General features: G+C 62.1%; 23 protein-coding genes. 8 read left to right on the top strand and 15 right to left on the bottom strand.

The window, feature by feature from the left end:
- Positions 1 to 7: 7 nt before the first annotated feature.
- From urtD to I554_RS0100575, 4 genes are all read left to right on the top strand, one after another.
- Positions 8 to 763: an urea ABC transporter ATP-binding protein UrtD gene (gene urtD, locus I554_RS0100590; protein WP_024573781.1), complete on the top strand. Its 756-nt coding sequence runs from the start codon at positions 8 to 10 to the stop codon at positions 761 to 763.
- Between the two features lie 11 nt (positions 764 to 774).
- Positions 775 to 1,464: an urea ABC transporter ATP-binding subunit UrtE gene (gene urtE / locus I554_RS0100585; RefSeq protein WP_024573782.1), complete on the top strand. Its 690-nt coding sequence runs from the start codon at positions 775 to 777 to the stop codon at positions 1,462 to 1,464.
- A 32-nt stretch (positions 1,465 to 1,496) separates the two neighbouring features.
- Positions 1,497 to 2,726 carry a formamidase gene (gene fmdA / locus I554_RS0100580; RefSeq protein WP_024573783.1) on the top strand — a complete coding sequence of 410 codons (1,230 nt, stop codon included), beginning with the start codon at positions 1,497 to 1,499 and terminating at the stop codon, positions 2,724 to 2,726.
- Between the two features lie 89 nt (positions 2,727 to 2,815).
- On the top strand, positions 2,816 to 3,154 hold the full coding sequence (locus I554_RS0100575; protein ID WP_024573784.1) for a zinc ribbon domain-containing protein: 339 nt from the start codon (positions 2,816 to 2,818) through the stop codon (positions 3,152 to 3,154).
- Positions 3,155 to 3,172: 18 nt separating this feature from the next.
- Here I554_RS0100575 and I554_RS0100570 read toward each other — a convergent pair whose 3' ends face one another.
- The 11 genes from I554_RS0100570 to I554_RS0100520 form a co-directional block, all read right to left on the bottom strand.
- Positions 3,173 to 4,768, bottom strand: a complete 1,596-nt coding sequence (locus I554_RS0100570; RefSeq protein ID WP_024573785.1) for a class I adenylate-forming enzyme family protein — start codon at positions 4,766 to 4,768, stop codon at positions 3,173 to 3,175.
- 30 nt (positions 4,769 to 4,798) lie between these two features.
- Positions 4,799 to 5,461, bottom strand: coding sequence for an ATP-binding cassette domain-containing protein (locus tag I554_RS0100565; protein WP_024573786.1), 663 nt, complete (start codon positions 5,459 to 5,461; stop codon positions 4,799 to 4,801).
- Entirely contained in the window at positions 5,458 to 6,207 is a 750-nt protein-coding gene (locus I554_RS0100560; protein ID WP_024573787.1) for an ABC transporter ATP-binding protein, read from the bottom strand. Before I554_RS0100560 ends, I554_RS0100565 begins: the two co-directional genes overlap by 4 nt.
- Positions 6,204 to 7,193, bottom strand: coding sequence for a branched-chain amino acid ABC transporter permease (locus tag I554_RS0100555; RefSeq protein WP_024573788.1), 990 nt, complete (start codon positions 7,191 to 7,193; stop codon positions 6,204 to 6,206). Before I554_RS0100555 ends, I554_RS0100560 begins: the two co-directional genes overlap by 4 nt.
- On the bottom strand, positions 7,193 to 8,089 hold the full coding sequence (locus I554_RS0100550) for a branched-chain amino acid ABC transporter permease (RefSeq protein ID WP_024573789.1): 897 nt from the start codon (positions 8,087 to 8,089) through the stop codon (positions 7,193 to 7,195). Before I554_RS0100550 ends, I554_RS0100555 begins: the two co-directional genes overlap by 1 nt.
- An 88-nt stretch (positions 8,090 to 8,177) precedes the next feature.
- Positions 8,178 to 9,479: an ABC transporter substrate-binding protein gene (locus I554_RS0100545; RefSeq protein WP_024573790.1), complete on the bottom strand. Its 1,302-nt coding sequence runs from the start codon at positions 9,477 to 9,479 to the stop codon at positions 8,178 to 8,180.
- Between the two features lie 287 nt (positions 9,480 to 9,766).
- Positions 9,767 to 10,573 (bottom strand): FadR/GntR family transcriptional regulator, encoded by an 807-nt coding sequence (locus I554_RS0100540; protein WP_024573791.1) that lies wholly within the window; start codon positions 10,571 to 10,573, stop codon positions 9,767 to 9,769.
- 232 nt (positions 10,574 to 10,805) lie between these two features.
- Positions 10,806 to 11,600 carry a heme ABC transporter ATP-binding protein gene (locus I554_RS0100535; protein ID WP_024573792.1) on the bottom strand — a complete coding sequence of 265 codons (795 nt, stop codon included), beginning with the start codon at positions 11,598 to 11,600 and terminating at the stop codon, positions 10,806 to 10,808.
- Positions 11,597 to 12,691: an iron chelate uptake ABC transporter family permease subunit gene (locus I554_RS0100530; protein WP_024573793.1), complete on the bottom strand. Its 1,095-nt coding sequence runs from the start codon at positions 12,689 to 12,691 to the stop codon at positions 11,597 to 11,599. The genes I554_RS0100535 and I554_RS0100530 overlap by 4 nt, the downstream gene beginning before the upstream one ends.
- Entirely contained in the window at positions 12,688 to 13,680 is a 993-nt protein-coding gene (locus I554_RS0100525) for a hemin ABC transporter substrate-binding protein (RefSeq protein ID WP_024573794.1), read from the bottom strand. The genes I554_RS0100530 and I554_RS0100525 overlap by 4 nt, the downstream gene beginning before the upstream one ends.
- Positions 13,677 to 13,895 carry a hemin uptake protein HemP gene (locus tag I554_RS0100520; RefSeq protein WP_024573795.1) on the bottom strand — a complete coding sequence of 73 codons (219 nt, stop codon included), beginning with the start codon at positions 13,893 to 13,895 and terminating at the stop codon, positions 13,677 to 13,679. The genes I554_RS0100525 and I554_RS0100520 overlap by 4 nt, the downstream gene beginning before the upstream one ends.
- A gap of 245 nt (positions 13,896 to 14,140) precedes the next feature.
- On the opposite strand from I554_RS0100520, the gene I554_RS0100515 reads away from it, so the two are divergent.
- The 3 genes from I554_RS0100515 to hutX all read left to right on the top strand — a co-directional run bounded on the left by I554_RS0100515 (position 14,141) and on the right by hutX (position 17,514).
- On the top strand, positions 14,141 to 16,519 hold the full coding sequence (locus I554_RS0100515) for a TonB-dependent hemoglobin/transferrin/lactoferrin family receptor (protein WP_024573796.1): 2,379 nt from the start codon (positions 14,141 to 14,143) through the stop codon (positions 16,517 to 16,519).
- Positions 16,520 to 16,674: 155 nt separating this feature from the next.
- A complete protein-coding gene (locus I554_RS0100510) occupies positions 16,675 to 17,010 on the top strand; it encodes an antibiotic biosynthesis monooxygenase (RefSeq protein WP_024573797.1) in 336 nt (111 codons plus the stop codon).
- A gap of 3 nt (positions 17,011 to 17,013) precedes the next feature.
- On the top strand, positions 17,014 to 17,514 hold the full coding sequence (gene hutX / locus I554_RS0100505; RefSeq protein ID WP_024573798.1) for a heme utilization cystosolic carrier protein HutX: 501 nt from the start codon (positions 17,014 to 17,016) through the stop codon (positions 17,512 to 17,514).
- A gap of 175 nt (positions 17,515 to 17,689) precedes the next feature.
- Here the strand turns inward: hutX and I554_RS0100500 are convergent, their stop codons facing one another.
- Both I554_RS0100500 and I554_RS0100495 read right to left on the bottom strand, forming a co-directional pair.
- On the bottom strand, positions 17,690 to 20,902 hold the full coding sequence (locus I554_RS0100500) for a multidrug efflux RND transporter permease subunit (protein ID WP_024573799.1): 3,213 nt from the start codon (positions 20,900 to 20,902) through the stop codon (positions 17,690 to 17,692).
- A 146-nt stretch (positions 20,903 to 21,048) separates the two neighbouring features.
- Positions 21,049 to 22,224: an efflux RND transporter periplasmic adaptor subunit gene (locus I554_RS0100495; protein WP_024573800.1), complete on the bottom strand. Its 1,176-nt coding sequence runs from the start codon at positions 22,222 to 22,224 to the stop codon at positions 21,049 to 21,051.
- A 224-nt stretch (positions 22,225 to 22,448) separates the two neighbouring features.
- On the opposite strand from I554_RS0100495, the gene I554_RS0100490 reads away from it, so the two are divergent.
- The gene (locus tag I554_RS0100490) at positions 22,449 to 23,045 is read left to right on the top strand and encodes a TetR/AcrR family transcriptional regulator (RefSeq protein WP_024573801.1); all 597 of its coding nucleotides are present in this window, start codon (positions 22,449 to 22,451) and stop codon (positions 23,043 to 23,045) included.
- On the opposite strand, the gene I554_RS0100485 is transcribed toward I554_RS0100490, so the two are convergent.
- Positions 23,042 to 23,857 carry a CoA ester lyase gene (locus tag I554_RS0100485; protein WP_024573802.1) on the bottom strand — a complete coding sequence of 272 codons (816 nt, stop codon included), beginning with the start codon at positions 23,855 to 23,857 and terminating at the stop codon, positions 23,042 to 23,044. The two genes, I554_RS0100490 and I554_RS0100485, sit on opposite strands and share 4 nt — an antisense overlap.
- Before the next feature lie 62 nt (positions 23,858 to 23,919).
- Complete coding sequence (locus I554_RS0100480) at positions 23,920 to 25,419, bottom strand: FAD/NAD(P)-binding protein (RefSeq protein WP_081710720.1); 1,500 nt, start codon at positions 25,417 to 25,419, stop codon at positions 23,920 to 23,922.
- Between the last annotated feature and the right edge of the window lie 101 nt (positions 25,420 to 25,520).

The following is a 25,520-nucleotide window of genomic DNA, read 5'->3' as shown; positions in this document are numbered from 1 at the left end:
GCACATCATGCTTGTCGGTCATCAGCCCAAGGAATTCCTGCTCGCGGTCGAAGCGCTCACGGTGTCGTTCGACGGCTTCAAGGCGGTCAACGACCTGTCGTTCTACGTCGATGAAAACGAGATCCGCGTCATCATCGGCCCGAACGGTGCCGGCAAGACCACGGTGCTCGATCTGATCTGCGGGAAGACCAAGGCCACATCCGGTTCGATCCAGTTCCGTAATCAGGAACTGACCAAGATGAAGGAGAACCAGATCGTCCAGGCGGGCGTCGGCCGAAAATTCCAGACCCCGTCGATCTATGACGACCTCACGGTGTTCGAGAATCTCGAGATCTCCTATCCGCGCGGACGGACGGTGTTCGGCGCACTGACATTTCAGCGCGATGCGACGGTGCGCGACCGGGTCGAAGAAGTCGCGGAGATGATCTTCCTGAAGGATCGCCTCGGCATGAGCGCCGAACTGCTCAGCCACGGCCAGAAACAGTGGCTCGAGATCGGCATGCTGCTGATCCAGGACCCGGACCTTCTGATGCTCGACGAGCCGGTGGCCGGCATGAGCGTCAGCGAGCGGATCAAGACCGCCGAATTGCTCAACCGCATCATCAAGGACCGCTCGGTGCTGGTGATCGAGCATGACATGAAGTTTGTCGAGGATATCGCGCACAAGGTGACCGTGCTGCATCAGGGCAGAATCCTGTCGGAAGGTTCGATGGAAGCGGTGCAGAACGATCCGAAGGTTATCGAAGTCTATCTCGGCCACTAAGGAAACACGCAATGCTCGCGATCTCGGACCTTCACGTCGCATACGGACAGAGCGAAGTCCTGCACGGTCTCAACGTTTCCGTCGCGCCCAACGAGATCGTCGCGATCATGGGCCGCAACGGCATGGGCAAGACCACGCTGATGAAGTCGCTGATGGGAATCGTTCCGACCAAGAGCGGGTCGGTCACGATGGAAGGCAGCGAACTCAGCAAGCTCAAGAGTTACGAGCGCGTCGCCAAGGGGCTCGCCTATGTACCCCAGGGCCGCATGATCTTTTCGACCATGACGGTGAAGGAAAATATCGAGACCGGACTGGTGGCGTCGGGCGAGAAGGAAGTGCCCGGTGATCTCTATGAACTGTTCCCGGTGCTGCTTGAGATGAAGAGCCGGCGCGGGGGCAATCTCTCCGGCGGCCAGCAGCAGCAGCTTGCGATTGCGCGCGCGCTTGCCACCAAGCCGAAGGTTCTGCTGCTCGATGAGCCGACCGAGGGAATCCAGCCATCGATCATCCGCGAGATGGCGCGCACGCTGAAGCGCATCCGAGACGAGAAAGGCCTGTCGATCATCGTCTCCGAGCAGGTTCTCAGTTTCGCACTCGACGTCGCCGACCGCGTTCTGGTGATCGAGAATGGCGAGATCGTCCGCGACGAGAAGCGCGACGGCATCGATGCCGCGCAGGTCGCCAAATATCTTTCAGTTTAACGAAGCCGTTTGTAACCAGGGGAGCATTCTAAATGCCAGATACACTGATCAAGGTCGATCTCAATCAGTCGGCCTACGACAACGACAAGGTTCACAATCGCTGGCATCCGGATATCCCGATGGTGGAGTGGGTCAGTCCGGGCGACGATTTCATCATCGAGACCTACGACTGGACCGGCGGTTTCATCAAGAACAACGACTCGGCCGACGACGTGCGCGACATCGACCTGTCGATCGTGCATTTTCTGTCGGGGCCGATCGGCGTCAAGGGCGCGGAGCCGGGCGATCTTCTGGTGGTCGATCTGCTCGACGTCGGCCCGATGAAGGAGAGCCTGTGGGGGTTCAATGGCTTCTTCTCCAAGCAGAATGGCGGCGGGTTTCTGACCGACCATTTCCCGCTGGCGCAGAAGTCGATCTGGGACTTCAAGGGCATGTACACGTCGTCGCGCCACATTCCCGGCGTCAATTTTGCGGGCCTCATTCATCCCGGTCTCATCGGCTGTCTGCCCGATCCGAAAATGCTGTCGATGTGGAACGAGCGCGAGACGGCGCTGATCGCAACCAACCCGACGCGCGTGCCGGGTCTCGCCAATCCGCCGTTCGGTCCGACCGCGCATATGGGTCGCCTGAAGGGCGATGCCAAGGCGAAGGCCGCGGCAGAGGGTGCGCGCACCGTTCCGCCGCGCGAGCATGGCGGCAACTGCGACATCAAGGATCTGTCGCGCGGTTCGAAGATCTATTTCCCAGTTTACGTTCCGGGGGCAGGCCTTTCGATGGGCGATCTGCACTTCAGCCAGGGCGACGGCGAAATCACCTTCTGCGGTGCCATCGAGATGGCCGGCTGGCTGCACATCAAGGTCGACGTCATCAAGGACGGCATGGCGAAATACGGCATCAAGAATCCCGTGTTCAAGCCGTCGCCGATGACGCCGAACTACAAGGACTTCCTGATCTTCGAAGGTATCTCGGTCGATGAAGCCGGCAAGCAGCACTATCTGGATGTGACGGTTGCCTATCGTCAAGCGTGTTTGAATGCCATCGAGTATCTGAAGAAGTTCGGGTATTCCGGCGCGCAGGCCTATTCCATTCTTGGAACGGCCCCGGTGCAGGGACACATCTCGGGTGTCGTGGACGTACCCAACGCCTGCGCCACGCTGTGGCTGCCGACGGAAATCTTCGACTTCGACGTCATGCCGTCGTCGGCAGGGCCGATCAAGCACATCAAGGGCGGCATCGACATGCCGCTGTCACCGGACAAGTAACCCGCGAGGTGATGCAGGGGCGGTGCGTATCTTGCCGCCCCTGCATCCGCCGGGATCGCGATAACAGGACAAACCGAGGGAGACGGGCTGTGCCGGTTTACGAGTATCTTTGCAACGACTGCGGACCATTCACCGATATGCGGCCGATGTCCGAATACGATGCGCCGCAGGATTGCCCGCATTGCGCGATCGCCGCGCCGCGGGTCATTCTGACCGCGCCGCGCTTCTCATGCATGCCGGCGGACAAACGCAAGTCGCATGCGATCAATGAGCGCAGCGCCAACGCGCCGAAAACGCTCGGCGAGTACAAGGCGTCACATCAGCCGGGCTGCGGCTGCTGTTCGACCAAACCGTCCCGGCTGGTCACCAAGAGCCGCAGCGGAGCCAAAGGATTTCCGACTGCACGGCCGTGGATGATCAGTCACTAGAAGTATTGCGTGTTTTGCTCAGGACTCGACAAGCGCGTCGCGCAGGTTCTTCTTCATGACCTTGCCGTTGGCGTTGCGCGGCAAGGGGTCGGTGCCGATCGCGATGGTCTCCGGGACTTTATAGTCGGAGAGACGCTCGGCGCACCACGCGCGCAGGGTCGGCTGGTCGATGTCCGAGCGCACGACCACGACGGCGTGAACGCGCTCACCGAGCACCGGACACGGCCGTGCGACGATGGCGCTTTCCACGACGTCGGGATGACTGGCCAGAACCGACTCGACCTCCGCTGAATAGATTTTCAGTCCGCCGCGGTTGATCATGTCTTTCTGCCGGTCGAACACGCGAACGAAATTCTCCGCGTCGATCGATCCAAGATCGCCCGAATGCCAGTAGCCGGCAGTGAAACTCTCCGCCGTCGCGCGGGGGTTATTCCAGTAGCCCTTGATGACCGAGCCGCCGTGAATCCAGATTTCGCCGATCTCTCCGCGCGGCAGTTCGCGTCCGGATGAGTCGACAACAATGATATCCGCACCGGGACAGGGCAGGCCGACGCTGTCACTGTGGCTGGCGGTAAACGCAGGTGGCATGATGGTCGATGGCGACGAGGTTTCGGTCGAACCGTAGGCGTTGACCAGTTTCAGCCCGGGAAGTTTTTGCGCCAGCTTCTCGATGGTCGCAACCGGCATCGGCGCGCCGCCGTAGCCGCCGACCCGCCAGGCGGAAAGATCGAAATTATCGAAATCAGCCTGCAACAGGCAGAGGTTATACATCGCAGGCACCATCACGGTCTGCGTGACGCGCTCGCTTGCTGCGATCTTGAGGTATTCCGCCGCCTTGAACTCGGCGACGATGATGAGCGCACCGGCGCAGCGCGCCATCGCCATGATGTTGGCGGCAATGCCGGTGACATGCGCGAGCGGAACGGCGGCGATCGAGCGGTCAGATTTTGTCAGTTCGAGGCAGACCTCGTAGATCATCGCCGAATGGGTCAGGTTGCAATGGGCGAGCATGGCGCCCTTCGGCTTACCCGTCGTGCCCGACGTGTAGAGGATCATGGCGGTGTCTTGTTCATCGACAGCGACCGGCACCTGCGACGTCTCGGTCGCGACCAGATCCTGAAACGCCAGCGAGCCATCGGTTACGCCGATCGAGACACGATGAAGCAGGGTCGGAATCTCGTTGGGATCGGGCAGCCGGTCCGCCATTCCGTCTTCATGGATAATCAGCGCCGCGCCGCAGTCGGCGAGAACGTAGGCGATCTCAGGCTTTTGCTGCCGCGTGCTCAGCATCACACTGACAAGACCGAGATGCGCCGCGCCATAGAGCGCGAGCACGAACTCGATGCGGTTGCCAAGCAGCAGCGCGATCCGGTCGCCGGGTTTCAGGCCGATTTCCTTGAAACCGGCCGCGATCTGCGCGGATTTCTGCGCGACCTCGCGCCATGTCATCCGCTCATCGCCGCAGACCAGCGCTTCGCCATCGGGGTTGCGTGCGGCGGCATCTGCGACCATGTCCCAGATGTTCGCGGGGCGGGTCTCGAAGGCGGGCACGATACGGTCGCCGAAGCGGGTTTCCAGCCGCATTGCAGGAATCGGGTATTTCGACCAGTTCATGGATTCTAGCTACCTATCCTGATCGTTGCGTCAGGTTGAAAAATTGGCCCCGCGCTCGATCACAAATTCTGTATCAAACAAAGTATGCGAGTGATTCAAATCGGACTGCGACATCAACACTGTTAACCCCTTGCCCTTGAGCGAGGCAAGCACGTCGGAGATTCTCTCGGACAGGGCAGGTGCGATCCCTTCGAATGGCTCGTCGAGCAGCAGGCACCGGGTTCCAATGCCCAATGCGCGGCCCAGCGCGACCAGTTTCTGCTGTCCGCCCGAAAGTAATAGTGCCTTGCGATCGCGCATGGCGACGAGTTCGCCGATCACCTCGTAGACAAAGTCCAGCCGCGCCTTGCGGTCGACGTCCTTTGCGACCCATAGCGGCAGCAGAATATTCTCTTCCACCGTCAGTTGCGGCACCAGTCCGCGGTCTTCCGGCATGTAGCCGATACCGAGACCGGCGCGGGCGTGACGCGGCAGGGCCGTCAGATCCTCGCCGCCGAAACGGATCGTGCCGCGCTTTGGCGTGAGGTGACCCATGATCGAGCGCATCAACGTTGTCTTGCCGGCGCCGTTGCGGCCAACCAGACTGACCATGCCGCCCTCGGTGAGATGCATGGTGAAGCCGCGCAGCGCCGGCATCGACTGGATTTCGACGGCGAGGTTGTCGATTTCGAGCAGGGAGCGGGAAGCGGTCATTTTGCGCCTCCCGTCACATAACGGCGGACTTCATTGTCTTTCAGCACCGTTGACGGCTCGCCGTCGGCCAGGATGCGGCCGTTGTAAAAGGCGACGACGCGGTCGGCATATTTGCTGACGATATCCATGTCATGCTCGACGAAGACGATGGTGGCGGCCTCTTCCGAGACGGCATGAATGACGCGGTCCATGGTGGCGAATTTCTCTTCCGCCGAGACGCCGGAGGTCGGTTCGTCCAGCAGCAACAGTTTGGGACGCCGCGCCAGCGCCATGGCGATATCGACCAGCTTGCGGACGCCGCCGGCCAGCTCGGACACCGGCCGGTCGGCAAGACCCTTGAGACCAAAGCGGTCCAGCAATGCCAGCGCCTTGTCATGCCGCTCTCCGGCTTCCGCCGGAACCGTCAGCGACAGCCGTCCGCCTTCCGCGCTGGAGACGGCGACGGTCAGATTTTCGGCGGCGGTGAGTTCAATGAACAGCTGCGGAATCTGGAAAGAGCGCGAGATTCCGAGCTTGGCGACATCGCGCGGAGAGCGCCGGCCGATCGGCGAGCCGTCGAGTTCGATCGCACCGCTGTCGGGCTTCATGTAGCCCGTCACCATGTTGACGAACGTGGTCTTGCCGGCGCCATTCGCGCCGATCAGGCAGAGCTTTTGGCCCGCCGGAATGTCGATGCTGACATTGTCGGCGGCGACCACCGCGCCGAAACGCTTCTGGAGACCGCGCACGGAAAGGACAGGCTTCATGATGCCGATCCTTTCCCAGCGGGGACGGGTTCCGGCACTGCCTCCGAGGTCCTGCGCTTTCTTCCGCTCCAGAGCGAACCGATGCCCCGCGGCAGAAACAGGATGACCGCCAGCAGGAACACGCCGAGCACGAGCTGCCAAGTGTTCGGCATATAGAGATTGGAGAACGAGCGGACCAGCTCAAGCACAAGCGCGGAAATAAACACCGCAGCGACGCTTTGCGTGCCCGCGAGCACCGCGATGAAAACGAATTCACCGGAGGTCGTCCAGTAGGCGAATTCCGGATCGATGTGCCGCTGCGCCATCAGCGCGAGCGCGCCGCTGGCGCCTGCGAATGTCGCCGCGATCACGAAGTTGATGGTGACGATGCGGTTCGCGGAGGTGCCGAGATACTCGACGCGGAGGTTGTTCTCGCGCACCGCAAGACTCGTCAGTCCGAACTGCGAGCGGAACAGGATCGTTGCGAAGATACCCGCAAGGCCGGTGGCGACGACGGATACGGCATAGAGCATGAAGTCCGCCTCGCGCGGATCGTTGAACACTGCGCCGAACAGGGTGGGGCGGCCGACATTGAAGCCGTCCGAGCCGCCAAGGATGGTCGTCTTGACCAGCGCACCGTAAAGCACCATCGACAGCGCCAGCGTCAGCATGCCGAAGAAGATGCCGGTGTAGCGGGCAATCAGCGGGCCAATGATCAGGCCGAGGAGGCCGCCGAACACTGCGCCGATGATAACCTGTGCCACGGCGTCGGTGACGCCGAACGTGATCGCGATCAGCGCCACGCCGTAGCCGCCGCCGGCATAGAAAAGGCCCTGTCCGAAAGAGACGTTGCCTGTCCGCGCGAGCACGACAATACCGAGCGCGACGAGCGCCTTGGATGCGGCGACGGTGGCGAGCGACAGCGTCCATGCCGGAATGATGCGGCCGAAAAGAACGGCCAGTACGACGAGGCCGAGAAGAACGAAGGGATTTGTCGCGTACTTCATCAGATGCGCCTCGCGACTTCACGGCGGAACAGGCCTTCGGGCCTGAACATCAGGACTGCTGCCATAATAAGATAGATCATGAACAGTTCAGCCTGCGGCAGCAGGTGGACCGATGCCGCGCGCGCCATACCGACGAGGATGGCGCCGACGGCCGCGCCTTCGATGCTGCCGAGGCCGCCGATCACCACGATGGCGAAACTCAGGATGATGATTTCCGAACTCAAACCGGGCTGCACGGATATCTTCGGAGCGGTAAGTCCGCCGGCCAGTGCGGCCAGCATCACGCCGAAGGCAAAGGCGAGCGCGTAGACGCGGTTGATCTTCACGCCCATGCTGGCGCTCATTTCGGCGTTGTGGATCACGGCGGTGACAATCTTTCCGGTGGTGGTGCGGTTAAGGGCGAACCACACCGCGAAACCGATCACAGCCGAAAACGGGATCAGCATGAGATCGTAGCCGACGTAGAACAACCCGGCGAACTCGGCATTGCCGAACAGCTCGTAGGGCTGGTTCGCATAGATCGGGTTGACGCCCCAGATCAGTTTGGTCACGTCTTCGAAGATCAGGAATACGGCATAGGTCACGAGCAGCAGCACGACTTCATCGCGGCCATAGAACAGCTTGATCAGTCCACGTTCCATCAGCAGGCCGACGACCGCGGCAATCGCGGCCACCGATACCAGCATCAGTACGAACCCAAGCGCCGGGGGGACTTTATGCGCCGCCGCCATTGTGACGGCGGTCGCCGCGAGATAGCAGCCGAGCGCGTAGAAGCCGCCGTGCGCGATGTTGAGGATCTTGAGCACGCCGAAAACGAGCGTCAGGCCCAGCGCCACAACAAAGAGCCACGATGCCTGGATCAGGCCGTCGAGGATGACCGTGAGAAACGTATTCATGAAGGTGATCAGGCCGGAGTTGCAGCGAAGAGAGGGGCGGCGCGAGATTCACATCGTCGCGCCGCCCGGTGGCCTCAAGCGCAGGGGATTACTTGCACTTGTCGTTCTTCATTCCGCCCTTGATCCAGTCGATCGCCTTCACGCCCGGAGGCGGGTTGACGCATTCGGCTTCGAAGTTGACGATATCCACCAGATCGACGCGCTTCTTTTCGGCGTTGTACTTGGTGCGGCTGAACGAGATTGGCTGGATGGCCTGATGGCCGTCGCCGTTCTTCATCTGGATCAGGCCGCCCGGGCTCTGCCACTCGGAGCCGGTCATCGCAGCGACCAATTCATCAGCGCTCGGCTTCTTGCCGCCGTTCTTCGCCATCGCCTTCTCGACCGCACTCTTCACGCCGAGGATCGACTGCGTGACGCGATAGGCGGCCTGCACGGGATAGGTGCCGTGAGCCTTTTCATAGCCGTTGAAGAACCACTCGTTGAGCGGGGTCTTCGGCGACATCAGACCATAGGAACCGCGTGCGCCGATAATGACGCCATCTGGCATCTTGTCGCCGAGCGGCGGCAGGACGTGGTCGGCGGCGCTGAGGACGAGCTGGCTGCGCTTGGCGAGGCCGCGTGGCACCGACTGCAGAATGAAGGCCTGCAAGTCGCCGCCCCAAAGGCTGGAATAGACGACGTCAGATCCGGCGGACACCAGCGCCGAGATCTCGGTGCCGTACTGGCCCGCGCCGAACTTCGGCAACAGATCGGCATTGAGCTTCGCATTTGGATAAAGCTGGGCCGCAGCCGCGACGAAGTCGGCCCGGCTGTCCTGGCCCCAGGCGTAATCCTGGTTGATGGCCGAGAACGTATCCATCTTGATGTTCTTCAGCTTCATGTAGCGGATCAGCCCGACGTTATCCTGGGTGGCATGGGCCGCCGTACGGAAGACGTAGTTGTATTTGGCTTCCTCGAAGATGCGCGGCGTTCCGCAGTCGAACAGGAACAGCGGCTTCTTCAGTTCTTCCGCGATAGGTGCGACGGCGAGGCAGTCGCCGGAGCCGATATAGCCGATGACGGCATCGACATTGTCGCGCTGATAGAGGTTGCGCAGCTCCTGCACCTGCTTGGTCGCGCCGCCGTTCTCGTCGATGACGATGGGCTCGATCTTCATGCCACCGAAGCCGACTTTATTATAGGGGGCCGGTCCAGCGCCCTTGTTCAGTTCGCCGATGACGAATTCCGCAGCCTTGCCGGCGGGGACACCGAAGCTTTCCGCTGCGGGACCCGACAGGAATGTGACAATGCCGACCTTGAAGCTTTCCTGTGCCGATGACGGGCCGGTAAACGCCAGTACAGCGGCGGAGCAGGCCGTCAATAAGCCAAATGTTCGCGTGAAGCGCTTCATGCTGTTCCTCCCGAATTGTCCGGTCATGCCGGTTCTTGTTTCCGCATCCGTTTGCCGGATGTCAGTGGTTCGATGGCAGCTTAAGCGGGCTTTTGGCGCGCGTCTACGATCCCGGTTCCTGAAGCGTGCGACGAAAGCTTGCATGGGCGTTGGTGCGAACAGACGTTGCAGAATTTGCACAAGAGGTTTTGCATCGATGCCAGTGAGGGTAAGCATCCCTCGCGGACGCAGCGCAATATGCCGGTTCGTATGGCGAACCGGATCGCGGGTACAGATTGCAATCCGCGTCACGCGACGCGTTTCTTCCTGAGCTTGCCGTTGACCGTCAATTTGCGCGGCGAGATTTTCGCGTTGCGTCCGTATTTCCTCTTTGTCGACAGCTTGAACTGCGTGTAGCCGAGCACCTGCTGCATCGCGGCGCGGGCTTTCTCGGCATGGCCCTCATCAATGGCACGCGCGGCGATGGCGTGGTTCGGCAGGTTCTCGTTGAACCAGCCCGGGCTGCCGGTGGCGACCATGAACACGGCGCTCAGAATGGTGTCGATGGCGCCGCGAAAACCTTGCAGCACCGGATTGTGCGTGGCGTCGATGATCGCGAGATGGAACGCCTTGTCCGCGATGATCGCGGTCGGCACGTCGTGCGAGGCTTCCATTGCTGCGAGCGCTGTCATGATGCGCCTGCGATCCTTCGCCGTCGCGCGCTCGGCGGCGAGGGCAGCGGCGGCTGGCTCGATGATCAGGCGCACTTCCTGCAGCGCGAGCAGAAGATCGCGATTGGGTTCTTCCTTGCTGATCAGCCAGCTCAGCACGTCGCGGTCGAGCAGGCTCCAGTCGCCGCGCGGACGCACATGCGTGCCGTGGCGCGGACGGACGCTGACCAGTCCCTTGGCCGCGAGTGTCTTGATTGCCTCGCGCACCACGCCGCGGCCGACGCCGAAGCGGCTTTCGAGATCATGCTCCGGCGGCAGCGCCGAGCCGACCGGAATCAGATCCTGCGCGATCTCGCTGCCGAGCGTCCGCAACACGGCCTGAATGCGGCCGGGTTTGACGAGCTTGCTGGCGGCTTTCGGGCGGGATTTGGCTGGCGACTTCATTCACTAAAGCTAGCACACAGGCGCTCGCGGCGACAATCATCCGATGTTAAACATCGGATGTTGCAGCTTGCTGCAATGCAGGAGGCCGGAGGTAAACCTCGATCAGACATAACGGAAGCGGGCTGAAACGGCAATCGGCTGCGCGTGCGCCGCAGTATCCGCCGCGTTGAATTCGATGTGCGGAATATGAAAAACGCGAAGGCTTAAACCGCCCTGGCCGTCACAGTGGCTGTTACTGCATGCGCTGAAGCAGCACGAAAGGCTGGCCGTCCTCGGAGCCAATATTGGTCTCCACATCGAAGACGTCGCTGATCATCTTGTTGGTAATCGTCTCGGCAGGGCTGCCGTCGGCGGCGACCGCTCCCTTGCGCAGAACGATGATGCGGTCTGCGAAGCGGACCGCAAGATTGAGGTCGTGCAGCACCGCGACCACGGCCGTGCCGGTGCGCGCCCTGCGCTTGGCGGTTTCGACCAGATTGATCTGGTGGCGCAGGTCGAGGCTCGAGGTCGGCTCGTCGAGCAGAAGAACGCCGGGGCCATGCTCGGCTTCGCCGCAGGCCAACTGAACCAGAACCCGTGCGAAATGCGCGCGCTGCTGTTCACCGCCGGACAGGGTCGGCAGTTCCCGGTAGCGGAACGGTGACAGGTCCAGTTCGGCAATGGCTGCGTCCACCAGCGGCGCGGCGACAGCGCGCGGACGATCACGCGCGCCCATGGCGACGATCTCTTCGACAGAGAACGGGAAGGACACGTTGACATGCTGGGACAGCATGACGCGATGGTTGGCGAGATCGCGTGAGGAGAACGACGCGAGGTCGCGGCCCTTGAGACGGACACCGCCGCCCGTGCAGCGAAGATCGCCAGACAACAGCCGCAGCAATGTCGACTTTCCTGCGCCGTTCGGCCCGACGATGGCGACGGTTTCGCCGCCATGCACCCGCGCGCTCACGCGATCGAGCAGCGTCGCCTGCCGGACTTTCATGCAGACCGCATCAGCTTCGATCAGCGCGGGGCGAGAGAATGTCACGACGCGATCAGCTTTCGTTGCCGCAGCAGGATGAACAGGAAGAACGGCGCGCCGAGCGCAGCGGTGAGAATGCCGATCGGCACTTCGGCGGGCGCCGCTAGCACGCGCGCGATGGTGTCGGCCAAGATCAGAAGAATGGCTCCGAGGAAAACCGAGGCGGGCAGCAGCAGCCGGTGGCCGGGGCCGATCACCATCCGCAACAGGTGCGGCACCACGATGCCGACGAAGCCGACCACGCCGCAGATCGATACGGCAACGCCGGTCATCGCCGAAATCATCACGATCGAGATCTTTTTCAGCCGCTCGACATCGATACCGGTGTGAAAGGCTTCTGCTTCGCCTAGCACCAGCACATCGAGGCCGCGCGCGATCAGCGGGATCGCCAGCACCGCAAGCAGGGCGACGGGTGCGACCATTACGGCCTTCGGCCAGGTCGCGCCGCTGAGCGAGCCGAGCAGCCAGAACGTAATGTCGCGCAACTGACGGTCATCGGCGACGAACACCAGAAGCCCGATGCCAGCATTGGCGATCGCCGCGATGGCAAGGCCCGCGAGCAGGAAGATCGCGACCGAGGTGCGGCCCTCGCGGCTGGCGATCTTGTAGAGGATAGTGGTGGTCAGCAGCGAGCCTGCGAACGCCGCGACCGGCAGCAGCTCCAGTTGCATGAAGCGGAAGCTCGCGCCCCATGCACTGTCCGAGATCACGATGGCAGATGCGGCGGCAAACGCGCCGCCGCTCGAGACGCCCACCAGCGCCGGATCGGCAAGAGGATTGCGGAACAGGCCCTGCATGATCGCGCCGGACAGTGCGAGCAGGCCTCCCATCATGCCGGCAATCGCGATGCGCGGAATCCGGATCGACCACAGCACGAGTTCGTCACGCGCGAGCAACGCGGAATCGGCACCGGCGATGTTCAGTCCCAGTGCCGCAGCAAGACGAGGCAGCGGAATGCCGGCCGCTCCGACGGTCACCGCCAGCAGCGCGACCGCCACAACTCCGGCAATCAAAGCGGCGTATACGGCGATTGCGGAGGGGCGCATCGATCCACCAGCCTTGGCGGAAGCCAATGGCGTCGCTTCTGTCACCGTCATTTATGGCAGTCGACGGAAAGCGCCGCCGGCTTCCACGTCGCGGCCTTCTCATTGAGGTCAGGATAAAGCGACAGTGCGAGATCGCGGGCGGCGGCGGCGGTGCGCGGACCGAAGCCCAGCAGATACAGCCCGTCCATCGCGACAAACGATTTCTTCGCGGCAGCGGGCGTCAGCGCGAACGACGGATTGGCGAACACGGTTTGTGCGTCGAGCTGCTCGCGGCCACGCTGCATGGAAAGGATGACGTCCGGCTTGGCGGCGACGATGGCCTCGTCATTGACCGGCTTGTAGCCGTCAAAGCCTTCGACGGCATTGATGCCGCCGGCGAGCTTGATGATCTCGTTCGCGGCCGTCTTCTGTCCGGCGACCATGGCGCGGCCGTTGAGGAACGACATCACGAACATCACGCGCACAGGATGTTTGACGCTTTCGCGGAGCTTCTTCAGTTCAGCAAGATCGCTGCTGACTGCTGCAGTGAGGCATGCGCCGCGTGCGTCCGCATCCATCGCATGCGCAACCAGCTTGATCTTGTCGAGCAGGCCTTGCTCCGTGTGCGTCTCCGGGAAAGACACGAACGGAATTTTCGCGACGTCGATAACGTCGAGGGTTTCCTTCGGGCCGGAGCCTTCGATCGCCAGGATCAGTTGCGGGTTGAGGCCGAGCACGCCCTCTGCGCTGAGTTGTCGCATGTATCCGACGTTCGGCTTTTCGCCGAGCGCCTTCGGCGGATAAAGACTCGTGCTGTCGATGCCGACGATCTTGTCCTGAAGACCGAGCGCATAGAGGATCTCGGTGATCGCGCCGCCGACCGAGACGATGCGCGACGTGTTGCCGATGGTCACGTCGCGGCCGCGGGCGTCGTGGATAATGATACCTTCGGCGCGTGCTGCCGCGAGCGGGGCCGCACTGACGTAAAGACCCGCGGCGAGGGCGAGCGTGACGCCAAACGTCGCGCTGATCGTTCGGGAAGCGGGGATTTTGCTTTTCATTTGGTCAGGATCAGCTTGTTCAGCGCAGTCAGCCGCAGGCGATAGGTGTCATCGCCGTGCGTGATGATGATTTCACGCGAGGAGACGAACAGGTCGCGGCTGTTGATGCGGTTATCCGACAAAGGGATCGAACGCTCAATTAGAGCCGTTCTAGATTTGTCGCCGGCGTCTTTGCCCGATGAGCCGTCGGGGTCGTGAGGAGAGCCAGCATTCATCCGTTTTGCGCGTCCTGTTTGTAAAGTCCCGTTGTTCTTAAGTTTGTCGGCGCGCGAATTCCAACACTCCAGTTTACAATAGGTTTAAACTGATCGTTCATTGGCTTGACCCAGCCCGACCATTTTACGAAAAGTGGCAACACGTTGGCAGTGACCAACGGGATTCTATGACAGCCAGCCAGCCGCCTTCGGGCGATGCCCGCCAGCCGCATCACGCAAAAGCAAAGTTAAGGTTTGGGGCTGTCATGTCGGGGCTGAATGCGCGCGCGTGCGCGCTGCTATTATCCGTGTCTGTCGTTTCGCTGGGAGCGGCGGTCGCCGCTGCGCCGGTGCAGGCGCAATCTGCTGAAACATCCAGCCAGACTGTTCAAGCCGTCAAACCGAAGCCGATCAAGCGCAATCGCGCGGGCGCGCCGATGGCGGAAGTGCCGGTGCCGCGCGACCCGATGAACGCCAATGCGCAGATCGGGCAGCCCGTCTATCAGTCGCTGGATGAAATCACGGTTGCCGCGTCCAAAACCCAGGAGCGCGCGATCGATGCGCTGGCGCCGGTCAGCGTCATGACGCTGGAGCAGATTCAGGGACGTCAAGCCACGCGCATCGGCGATCTCGTCTACACCATGCCAGGTGTCTGGATACAGGATCGCGGCGACGATCCATCGACATCGATCAACATTCGCGGCTTGCAGGACTTCGGCCGCGTTGCGGTCGTCGTCGATGGCGCACGCCAGAACTATCAGCGCACCGGCCACAACTCGAACGGTTCGTTCTTCCTCAATCCCGAACTGATCGGCGGCATCGATATCGTGCGCGGCCCGACAGCCAACATCTACGGCTCGGGCGCGATCGGCGGCGTGGCGTCGTTCCGGACCAAGGACATCCAGGATGTCGTGCGTCCCGGCGAGCGCTGGGGCGTCGATACCAATACGATCTTCGGCACCAACCATGGCCGCGCACTCGGCTCGATCTTCGGCGGTGTCCACGTCAATCCGAACGTTGATGTGTTCGCTGGCGGCACCTATTCGACGCAGGACAACTACAAAGACGGACTCGGCATTCCCGTGGAGAACACCGCACAGCGGCTCTCAAGCGGCATTGCAAAGCTGACTGTCCGTCCCGCGGATGGCCACGAAATCAAGCTCGGCGGAATCTTCCAGGAAGACATCTACAATGTCGGACAGCCGCGCCGTCCGCTGGGGCAGCCTTTCGCGCAGCCGGGCTCTGCGGGCAACGGCACCTCAGTCTATGCGACCAATTTGAAGAACTACACGACCACGCTGGGCTGGAAGTACTCGCGGCCCGACGATCAGATCTTCGATTGGGACGCGAAGATCTACTGGAATCGGACCGACAGCCAGCAGGTCAAGACGCTGCACAATTCAGCACTGGCCACGGGCAATTGCACCGGCGGCCAGCCGGGCAACAGCATCACCGGCTGCGTCGGCGACCAGCGCAGTTATCTGATCGACACCTTCGGTTTCGACGTTCACAACACGTCACGCTTTGAGACCGGCGACTGGCGTCATGCCGTGACCTACGGCGGCGACGGTTTCCGCGACGACGTTTCGACCGCCGACAGGAGCGGAAATTCCAACAAGACGACACCGGGCGGCGAGCGCACGGTCACCGGTGCGTTTATCCAGTGGAAGACCAACTACACCTCATTGCTGGAGATGGTCGGCGCTGTCCGCTACGACAACTATCAGCTTAGTTCGTCTGCAGGCTCCGCCAGCGGCGACCGCTTCTCGCCGAAAATTACTATCGGGCTGATGCCCGCTGCCGTGATGACGCCTTACATCAGCTACGCCGAGGGATATCGCGCGCCTTCGATCACCGAGACGCTCGTGAATGGCGCTCACGTCGCGACCGGCGCCGGGCAAGGCGACTTTTCGATCTGCCCCGATGGCACGCGCGGTTTCTTCTGCTTCCTGCCGAATCCCAACCTGCGTCCTGAAGTCGGCAAGACCAAGGAGGTCGGCGTCAACATCAAGCAGAACGGTCTGTTCAAAGCCGGCGACAGCTTCCGCGGCAAGTTCAACGTGTTCCGCAACGACGTCGACGACTATATCGACAGCGTCCAGTTCACCGGACCTCCGTTCAATTCCTTCCCGCCGATTCCGGGCGTGTTTCCGACCACGTATCTCCAGTATCAGAACATCGCGCATGCCCGGATCCAGGGCTTCGAAGCTGAAACGATGTACGATGCCAACGACTTCTTCGTCGGCGTGGCGGTGACGCTGCAGGAAGGCAAGAACACCCAGACCAACATCGGCCTGTATAGCATCCAGCCGCAGAAGGTGACGACGACCGCGGGCCTGCGCTTCCTCGACAATCAGGTCGTGCTGTCGGCGATGTGGACGTCGGTGAAAAGCAATACCGACATCCCGGTCACGTATCTGCCCGGCACGTCCTACGATCTGGTCAACCTCTACCTGCAAGTGAAGCCGACCAAGGATTTCGCGCTGAACTTCTCGGTCGAGAATCTTCTGAACCAGTACTACCGGCCTTATGCCATTCCGCGCGCCGCCGACTTCACGTCTCCGCAGAACGACGTGCTGTGGGCCAGCGCGGGCGCGGGCATCGTCTACAAGGCCGGGCTCAAATACCACTTCGGAGGAAGCTGAACGCAGAACGATCAGTCACTGCTTTTGAAAAGCAAAAAGAGGTTGCCGCGCAGAGCTTTTCTGCGCGGCTCGCTGCGTTTCAGCGCAGGCTCTCATGAACGACACTTTGATAACCGGCCGTTCGGCCTTACAATGAGACAAACAGGAGAAGACCAATGTTTATTGCGATGAACCGTTTTCAGGTGAAGACCGGCTCCGAGCAGGCGTTCGAGACCGTGTGGGCGACGCGCGAATCCTATCTGAGCGAACTCGCGGGCTTCATCGAATTCAATCTGCTGCGCGGGCCGAAGGCTGACGATCACACGCTGTATTCAACTCATACGTTGTGGGCGGACAAGGCGGCGTTCGAGGCCTGGACCAAGTCTGAGCAATTCCGCAAGGCGCATGCCCGCGCGGACAACCAGACCGGCGAGAGCCTTTATCTCGGACATCCGAAGTTCGAGGGCTTCGAGATCATCCAGACCGAGCGCAAGTCCAGCGCGGCGGCCTGAACCATGCTGAACCCCAATCTGGCCGATCTCAGGAAGCACATGGCTGAGAACCCGGGCGGCGTCATTGAGGACGTCGCGCGGGAGAAGAACGTCACGGCGCGTGCCGTGATCGAGGCGCTGCCGGACGAAATGCGCAGCTTCGTGCCGGGCTCGGCCTTCGTGCCAGCGATGCAGGACATCGCGACTTGGGGCGAGGTGACGCTGATCATCCACACCGAAGACGGCATCTTCGAAGTCACCGAGCCGGTGGGTGGCGGCGAGGTTGGGCGCGGCTACTACAACATCATGAAGCCGAAGGGCATGCACGGCCACCTGCGCCATGAGCGCTGCGGCGGCATTGCCTTCGTCGAACGCCCGTTCATGGGCAAGCCGTCGGCCTTTGCGGCGTTTCTTAACGTCGACGGCGGCGTGATGTTCAAGGTGTTCGTCGGCCGCGACGAGAATCGCGCGCTGAAGACAGATCAGCTCGAGAAGTTTCGCGCTTTGGCGAAGACGCTGGGCTGATTCCACTTACAGCTTGAATAAAAAATGGCCGGGTCATCCCCGGCCATTTCTTTTGCGGAAGTTGCGACTGAAGCGATCCGGCTTGGAGGGGCAAGGACCGGATCGCTTCGTCGCAGGCGCATCGCTGTCACGGGCAATGCAGCTGTGCGCCATCTCGTGACCCGCATTCAGCGGGTTATTCGGCCGCGTCCTTCAGCGCATGGGGAGCATGTCCGACCGGCGCCGGCTCGATCGAGCTTGCGCCATGCTGGACCAGCGGCTTGTTGCCGGTGAGGCCGCGCAGCAGCACGTAGAACACCGGCGTGAAGAAGATGCCGAACGCCGTGACGCCGATCATGCCGGAGAACACCGCAATGCCCATGGCGTGACGCATCTCCGCGCCGGCGCCGACCGATGTCACCAGCGGCACAACGCCCATGATGAAGGCGATCGACGTCATCAGGATCGGCCGCAACCGCAGACGGCTGGCCTCGATCGCGGCGGCGATCGGAGAGCGCCCGGCAAACTCAAGTTCACGCGCGAACTCAACGATCAGAATCGCGTTCTTCGCCGACAATCCCACCAGAACGAACAGGCCGATCTGGGTGAAGATGTTGTTGTCGTTGCCGGTGATCCAGACCCCGAACATCGCGGCCAACAGCGACATCGGCACGATCATGATGATCGCCAGCGGCAGCATCAGGCTTTCATACTGCGCAGCGAGCACCAGGAACACCAGCAGCATCACGATCGGGAAGATATAGAGCGAGGTGTTGCCGGCGATGATCTCCTGATAGGTCAGGTCGGTCCACTCGAAGCCGATGCCCTTGGGCAGCGTCTCGTCGGCGATGCGTGCGACCGCGGCTTGCGCCTGGCCGGTGGAATAGCCCGGCGCGTTATTGCCGTTGATGTCCGCCGCAAGGAAGCCGTTATAGCGCATCGCGCTTTCGGGCCCGGCGGTGGATTGCAGCTTCAGCAGCACCGAGAGCGGGATCATCTCGCCTGTCGTGGAGCGAACCTTCAGCTGACCGACGTCCTCAGGCCGTGCGCGGAACTTGCCGTCGGCCTGCACACGCACCGAGTAGACGCGGCCGAATTTGTTGAAGTCGTTCACGTAGTACGAGCCGAGGTAGACCTGCAGCGTCTCGAAGATGCTAGTGATCGGCACGTTGAGCTGGCGTGCACGGGTGCGGTCGATGTCCGCATAGAGCTGCGGGACGTCCACCTTGTAGCTCGAGAACAATCCGGTCAGTTCCGGCGCTTGCATCGCCTTGGCGAGGAAGGCCTTCTTTGCTTCGTCCAGCGCCTCATAGCCAAGCCCCACCTGATCTTCGAGCTGGAGCTTGAAACCGCCCGTGGTGCCGAGGCCGTCGACCGGCGGCGGCGGCAGCATGGCGACGAACGCGTCCTGAATGACCGTGTACTTCTTGTTCAGCTCCGCAGCGATGGCGGTGGCGCTGAGCGAAGGATCCTTGCGCTCGCCGAAAGGCTTGAGCGTCGAGAACACGATGCCGGCGCTCGACGAGTTGGTGAAGCCATTGATCGACAGGCCTGGAAACGCCACGGCGCTTTCAACGCCGGGCTGCTGCATGGCGATCGCCGACATCTGGCGCATCACCTCCTCGGTGCGGTCGAGTGTGGCGCCTTCCTGAAGCTGGGCAAAGCCGATCAGATACTGCTTGTCCTGCAACGGCACGAAGCCGCCGGGGACAACCCTGAACAGGACTGCTGTGATGCCGATCAACACCAGATAGACGCCCATGACGGCGGCTTTGCGCGAGATGACCCGCTTGACGCCTCCGCTGTAGGAATCCGATGATTTCTGAAAGAAGTTGTTAAACCGCCGGAAGAAGCCGCCGAGGACTTTGTCCATGCCGCGGCTGAGCGCATCCTTCGGCTGATCGTGCCCCCTGAGCAGAAGAGCCGCGAGCGCCGGCGACAGCGTCAGCGAGTTGATCGCGGAGATCACTGTCGAGATCGCGATGGTCATGGCGAACTGCTTGTAGAACTGGCCGGTGAGGCCGCTGATGAAGCCGAGCGGCACGAACACCGCGACCAGCACCAGCGCGATCGCGATAATCGGTCCCGAAACCTCGTTCATGGCGCGATAGGTCGCATCGCGCGGCGACAAACCTTCCTCGATGTTGCGCTCGACGTTCTCCACCACGACGATGGCGTCGTCGACCACGATGCCGATTGCGAGCACCAGGCCAAACAAACTCAGCGCGTTGATGGAATAGCCGAACAGCAGCAACACCGCGAACGTGCCGATGATCGAGACCGGCACCGAGATCAGCGGAATGATCGACGCGCGCCAGGTCTGCAGGAACAGGATGACCACCAGCACCACCAGCGCGATGGCCTCCAGCAGGGTGTGGATCACGGCTTCGATCGATGCGCGGATGAACCGCGTCGGATCGTACGCGATCCGGTAATCGACGCCCTCCGGCATGTTCGCCTTGATCTGCTTCATCGCCGCATGGACTTCGTCGGCGATCGCGAGTGCGTTGGCGCCGGGCGCCTGGAAGATGCCGATGCCGACGGCGGATTTATTGTCGATCTGAGAACGCAGCGCATACTCTGAAGCGCCGAGCTCGATCCGGGCAACGTCGCGCAGGCGGGTGATTTCACCATTCTGCCCGGTCTTGATGACGATATCGCCGAATTCCTGTTCGTCCCTCAGACGACCCTGTGCATTGAGCGGCATCTGCAGGGTGATGTCCGTAGAGTTCGGCGAGCCGCCGACCGTGCCTGCCGCGGCCTCGACGTTCTGCGCCTGAATTTCGCGGGTGATGTCACCGGGTGACAGACCAAGCTCGGCGACCTTCTGCGGATCGAGCCAGACGCGCATTGCGTAATCGCCGGCGCCCCAGATCTGCACCTGACCGACACCGCGGATGCGGGCGAGGCGGTCTTTCACATTGAGCACGCCGAAGTTGCGCAGATAGGTGGTGTCGTAGCGATCGTTCGGCGACAGCAGATGCACCACCAGCGTGATGTTCGGCGAGCTCTTCACCGTGGTGATGCCGAGCTGGCGTGTCACCGCAGGCAGGCGTGATTCCGCCTGCGAGACGCGGTTCTGGACCATCTGCTGCGCGAGGTCGGGATTGGTGCCGAGGCGGAAGGTGACGTTGAGAGTCAGCACGCCGTCGGTCGTCGCCTGGCTGTTCATGTAGAGCATGTTCTCGACGCCGTTGATCTGCTCTTCGAGCGGCGTCGCGACCGATTCGATGATGACCTTGGGGTTGGCGCCGGGATAGAGCGCGCGCACGGTCACGATCGGCGGGGCGACTTCCGGATATTCGGAGATCGGCAGCGCAGGGAGCGACAGCAGACCCGCAAGCAGGATCAGCGCCGACAGCACACCAGCGAAAATCGGCCGGTCGATGAAAAATCTCGAGATATTCATGACGTCATCTCATTATTGGTCTTGTTGCGTCGACTGTCCGGTAGCGTCATCGCGAAGGGCGCGGCGACGAAGCAATCCAGTTTTCTCTTCTCAGCGATGGATTGCTTCGCTTCGCTCGCAAGGACGTTGTTGGTGAGGGTGCCTTGTCAGTTGGCGTCCATCGCGATGACTTCGGGCGCGACAGGTGCGCCGGGGCGAATGCGCTGCATTCCCTTGACCACGATCTGCTCGCCCGGCTTCAGGCCGGCCGTGACCACGCGCAGACCATCGACAGCGACGCCAAGGGAGACTTCGCGATACTCCGCCTTGTTCTCCTTGGTCACGACCATCACGTACTTCTTGTTCTGGTCGGTGCCGACGGCGCGCTCGTTGATCATCATGGCGCGTTCGGTCTTGGGCTGGCCCATCTGCAGGCGGACGAACTGTCCGGGGATCAGTCGGCCATCCTTGTTGTCGAAGATGGCGCGGACCCGCACCGTGCCGCTGCGTGCATCGACCTGATTGTCGATCAGCTGCATCTGGCCCTCGAACGGCAGGCCATGGCTGGTCGCGGTGCCCATCTTGACGGGGATGCGGCCGGTCTTCGATGCGGCGTCGTCCTTGCCGAGCGCGTCGAGCGCACGGAGCACGACCTGCTCGTCGGCGCTGAAGCTGGCGTAGATCGGCGAGGTCGACACGATGGTGGTCAGCAGCGGCGACCCCGGACCGGCGGCGATCAGGTTGCCGACGGTGATCTCGCGCTTGCCGACCCGGCCCGTGACGGGCGCGCGGACTTCAGTGTAGCCGAGATTGAGCTGCGCGGTCTTGAGAGTGGCCTGTGCGGCCTTGAGGTTGGCTTCCGCCTCGCGATAGGCGTTGATGCGGTTGTCCTGATCGCGCTGGGAGATGGTCTGCGATCCGGTCAGCTGCTGGCCGCGCTCGTAGTCACTCTTGGTGAAGACGAGACGTGCCTGCGCAGCTGCGACCTGAGCTTCCGCGCGGGCGACTTCCGCGGCGTAGAGCGCCGGATCGATCACGACAAGAACGTCGTCCTTCTGAACCAGCGCGCCTTCGCGGAAACGGATTTCCTGGATGGCGCCCGCGACGCGCGAACGGACTTCAACCTGCTCGATGGCTTCGAGGCGCCCGGAGAACTCGTCCCAGATCGCGGTTTCCCGCTCCTTGACGTCCGCGACCGAAACCGGCGTTGCCGGCGGCGGTGCGGCGGCGTCAGCCTTGGCGCGGTTGTTCGAGGTGGTTGAGATCAAAGTTCCTGCGGCCGCCAGAATAGCCAGACCAACGCCGGCTCCAATCAGGCTCGCTCTTTTTGAAAGGCTTTTCATTATCGACCCCACTTTTGCGCTTCGCGCTCCGAGCGCAAATCGCTGCTATTTCAACACGTTGCGGGGGATCGTCGTCTGACGAGAGAATAAAGTTCCGATTTGCCCCGAAGTCGCAGTGTTTTATTGCTGCACTGCAACTGTAACGTTCGGTATAAATGGGACTTGGACTTTCGCCGTCAAGGGACATATCTAACGAAAGGTACAAATTCAGAAAGGTTCTTACTGTGGCCATGGGACGCCCCCGTGAATTCGATCTCGACCAGGCTCTGGAAAACGCGTTGCACGTGTTTTGGGAGAAGGGATACGAGGGCGCGTCAATGGCGGACCTGACCGAAGCGATGGGTATTACTAAACCATCGCTCTATGCCGCATTCGGCAACAAGGAAGAACTTTTCCGCAAAGCGTTCGATTCCTATGTCGACGGTCCGGCCGGTTACGCCAAGCGGGCGTTGCTGTTGCCGACCGCACGCGCCGTTGTCGAGAACCTCCTCTACAGCGAAGTGGACGCGGTGACCGATCCGGAATGCCCTGCAGGCTGTCTCTCAATCAACGGCGCATTGACGGGCGGCGATGCGGCTGAATCAATCAAGCAGGAACTGCGGGTGCGCCGCAGCCAGTTCGAGAGCGATCTGCGCGCGCGATTCGAGCGCGCGAAATCCGAAGGCGATCTCCCCGACGCGGCGGACCCCGCGGCGCTGGCGCGCTACATCGCGACGATTTCGCAGGGCCTTGCGGTGCAGGCCGTCGGGGGAGCCAAGCGCGACGAACTCAAGAAGATCGTCGAGATGGTTCTGATGACCTGGCCTCCGGTCGCGGCCTAGCCTCTCGCAGAGTCGCAGGCCTTTGCCGCGGCGAGAATCAGCTGTGCCCGCAGGCGAACCGGTGCATCGACCATCATCCCGTCGACGGAGACCGCGCCATCTCCGGAGTTCGCGATCCTTGTCGCCCAGTCGATGTCTTTTTGCGGCGGCCGGAATCCAGCCAGCGTCGGCGCGATCTGCTTGGGATGAATGCAGAGCTTGCCGCCGAAACCCATCGACGCGGCATAGCGCGCGTCATCTTCCACCAGCGCGGGATCGTCGAACGACGGCGTCACGCCTTCGAGCGGTGGCAGCAGTTCAGCCAGCCTTGATGCGAGTACGATCTCTGCGCGGGCCATCAGCAGCGCATCGCGCTCCATGCTGCAACCGACATCGGCGCTGAAATCGATATAGCCGAATGCGAGCCGGTCGGAATGCGCGGCGACCTCGCGGACGCCCGCGACGCCGTGCGCGGATTCGATCAGTGAAATCACCGGCAGATCGCCGAGCACCGCGCGCACGCTCTCCAGATGTCCGGCGGTTTCTGCTTTCGGCAGCATGATCCCGGCGATGCCGAGACCTTTCATCGCCACGACGTCCGCCTCGTGCCAGCGGGTCCCGAACGCATTGACGCGGACGATGGAATTGGGCGGCAGGGACGCAGCAACCAGCGTCGCGCGCGCGGCGTCCTTCTCGTTTGCAGCGACTGCATCCTCAAGATCGATGATGACGCCGTCCGCGCCGGACGCCGCCGCCTTGAAATAGCGGTCGGGACGGGTGGCGGGAACGAACAAGGGCGCAAGAAAACCGATGCGCGCGAGGGCGGACGTCATGGCATCTCCGGCAGGCAGGTGCGCTGCTCCGAGAGCAGATGCGCACGATAAGAGAGCCTGTTTTAAGCTTGGAGGGGATGCGGAGGCAACCGCGTCGCGCGGATATCCGCGTGCGCGATGGTTTCGGCGATGTTGCGGGCATGTCGTGCGAGATCCGGCGCGCCCATGAGTTCGCCGAATGTGCCGCGCGCCAGCGGGCCTGCGACGTACAGGTTTTCGGCGCTTTGTCCATCCCGGCCGATAGCGCGGCCTTGCAGATCGACATCGATGCCGAGGCCGAGGGGATCAGGGCGGGCGAGGCCGTCGCTGCCGATCTGTCCGAGCAACGGATTGCTCTCGAACACCGTGTCATGGGCGGGGCCGGTTGCGATCACGATGGCGTCGAACGATGCCGGTTCCCACGTCTGGCTGCGCCGCGCGCGTAGATCGACGGCGATGTCATGCCTCGCGCTCTTGCCCGCACGCACCGACGCGGCCTGAATTGTCAGAGTGCCGTCCGCGATCCGCCGCACGATCACATCATCCACTTGAGGGGCGATCCGAAACCGAGAGGTGTCCCAGAACGGGCGTAGATGGCGGATCAGCCGGGCACGTTCGCGCAGCGGCAGCGCACGCCAGATGTCGAAGCCTTGCAGCCGCAACTGATCGAGCACCGGATGCCACGATTGTCCTTCGCGCGCGGCTTCCGCGATGGCGCGCCTGATACGGCGCAGCAGCGAAAGTGTGGTGCGTGAGGGATTGCTGACGAAATCGCCAACGGGATCGCCGAATTGCGCGGCATGGGTTTGCGAGCGCAGACCGCGCCGCGAGATCGCGGTGATCTTGCCGCGATGACCCTGGCGGTCGAGTGAGGCGACGATATCGGCCATGGTCAGTCCGGTGCCGACAATCAGCACGCGATCGTTCGGCGCGATGCTGCGCAGCGCGTCCGTCTGCCACGGGTTGGTGACAAATCGCGGATGATGGCGCAGCGACGCGATTGATGACGGCACTTGCGGCGGCGTGTGGCACACGGCCAGCACCACGGCATCGGCGTGAATGTCCTCGCCGTTCTCGCACGGTACGCGGTAGCCACTCTCAAGTGGAACGACAGCGCGGGCTTTTGTTTTGTGGTGCGAGACAGCTTCGCCGAGTTCGCGGACATGGGCGTTGACATAATCGCCAAAGGCCGCGCGTGTCGGGAACAGGTGCACATCGGCGATTACTGACTTGGGATCGCGCGCGGGATATCCCGATGCAATCAGCCATTGCTCGAAATGGCCTTCCTCGTCGAAGTCGAGGTTCATTTTCAGCGCCGGCACATTGATCCGGTGCGCTGGATCGCTGCTGTCGTAGGCGAGGCCGCGGCCGATCTCATCGCGCGGCTCGATGATAATGATGTCGTGGCGGTGGGGCGCGGTGCGGTGCAGATGCCACGCCAGCACAGCGCCGGAAAACCCGCCGCCGATAATGACGACACGCGGCTTCTCGCCGGTGGATGACGGGGCGCGCTGGATCATACCCGCATCAAGACCGAATGATGCGTCCGGCGTCCAGAGCCTGAAAGCATCGCTATCCGTCATTTTCGATGCCCATGCGTTGCATTCGGGGGACCGCTCGCCGTATTGTGCGCCATCCTGTATATGACCATGATCGGAGCGGAAACGGTTTCCGTTTTTCCGGA

Source organism: Afipia sp. OHSU_II-C1 (assembly GCF_000497575.1).
Classification (GTDB): domain Bacteria; phylum Pseudomonadota; class Alphaproteobacteria; order Rhizobiales; family Xanthobacteraceae; genus Afipia.
Note: the sequence above shows the minus strand (reverse complement) of the source record. Positions and strands in the feature narration are given on the sequence as shown.

What these genes read in the sequence shown, in the direction of transcription:
- urtD (WP_024573781.1), top strand. Translation starts at nt 8, where the DNA reads ATGCTTGTCGGTCATCAGCCCAAGGAATTCCTGCTCGCGGTCGAAGCG.
- urtE (WP_024573782.1), top strand. Translation starts at nt 775, where the DNA reads ATGCTCGCGATCTCGGACCTTCACGTCGCATACGGACAGAGCGAAGTC.
- fmdA (WP_024573783.1), top strand. Translation starts at nt 1,497, where the DNA reads ATGCCAGATACACTGATCAAGGTCGATCTCAATCAGTCGGCCTACGAC.
- I554_RS0100570 (WP_024573785.1), bottom strand. Translation starts at nt 4,768, where the DNA reads ATGAACTGGTCGAAATACCCGATTCCTGCAATGCGGCTGGAAACCCGC.
- I554_RS0100565 (WP_024573786.1), bottom strand. Translation starts at nt 5,461, where the DNA reads ATGACCGCTTCCCGCTCCCTGCTCGAAATCGACAACCTCGCCGTCGAA.
- I554_RS0100560 (WP_024573787.1), bottom strand. Translation starts at nt 6,207, where the DNA reads ATGAAGCCTGTCCTTTCCGTGCGCGGTCTCCAGAAGCGTTTCGGCGCG.
- I554_RS0100555 (WP_024573788.1), bottom strand. Translation starts at nt 7,193, where the DNA reads ATGAAGTACGCGACAAATCCCTTCGTTCTTCTCGGCCTCGTCGTACTG.
- I554_RS0100550 (WP_024573789.1), bottom strand. Translation starts at nt 8,089, where the DNA reads ATGAATACGTTTCTCACGGTCATCCTCGACGGCCTGATCCAGGCATCG.
- I554_RS0100545 (WP_024573790.1), bottom strand. Translation starts at nt 9,479, where the DNA reads ATGAAGCGCTTCACGCGAACATTTGGCTTATTGACGGCCTGCTCCGCC.
- I554_RS0100540 (WP_024573791.1), bottom strand. Translation starts at nt 10,573, where the DNA reads ATGAAGTCGCCAGCCAAATCCCGCCCGAAAGCCGCCAGCAAGCTCGTC.
- I554_RS0100530 (WP_024573793.1), bottom strand. Translation starts at nt 12,691, where the DNA reads ATGACGGTGACAGAAGCGACGCCATTGGCTTCCGCCAAGGCTGGTGGA.
- I554_RS0100525 (WP_024573794.1), bottom strand. Translation starts at nt 13,680, where the DNA reads ATGAAAAGCAAAATCCCCGCTTCCCGAACGATCAGCGCGACGTTTGGC.
- I554_RS0100520 (WP_024573795.1), bottom strand. Translation starts at nt 13,895, where the DNA reads ATGAATGCTGGCTCTCCTCACGACCCCGACGGCTCATCGGGCAAAGAC.
- I554_RS0100515 (WP_024573796.1), top strand. Translation starts at nt 14,141, where the DNA reads ATGTCGGGGCTGAATGCGCGCGCGTGCGCGCTGCTATTATCCGTGTCT.
- I554_RS0100510 (WP_024573797.1), top strand. Translation starts at nt 16,675, where the DNA reads ATGTTTATTGCGATGAACCGTTTTCAGGTGAAGACCGGCTCCGAGCAG.
- hutX (WP_024573798.1), top strand. Translation starts at nt 17,014, where the DNA reads ATGCTGAACCCCAATCTGGCCGATCTCAGGAAGCACATGGCTGAGAAC.
- I554_RS0100500 (WP_024573799.1), bottom strand. Translation starts at nt 20,902, where the DNA reads ATGAATATCTCGAGATTTTTCATCGACCGGCCGATTTTCGCTGGTGTG.
- I554_RS0100495 (WP_024573800.1), bottom strand. Translation starts at nt 22,224, where the DNA reads ATGAAAAGCCTTTCAAAAAGAGCGAGCCTGATTGGAGCCGGCGTTGGT.
- I554_RS0100485 (WP_024573802.1), bottom strand. Translation starts at nt 23,857, where the DNA reads ATGACGTCCGCCCTCGCGCGCATCGGTTTTCTTGCGCCCTTGTTCGTT.
- I554_RS0100480 (WP_081710720.1), bottom strand. Translation starts at nt 25,419, where the DNA reads ATGACGGATAGCGATGCTTTCAGGCTCTGGACGCCGGACGCATCATTC.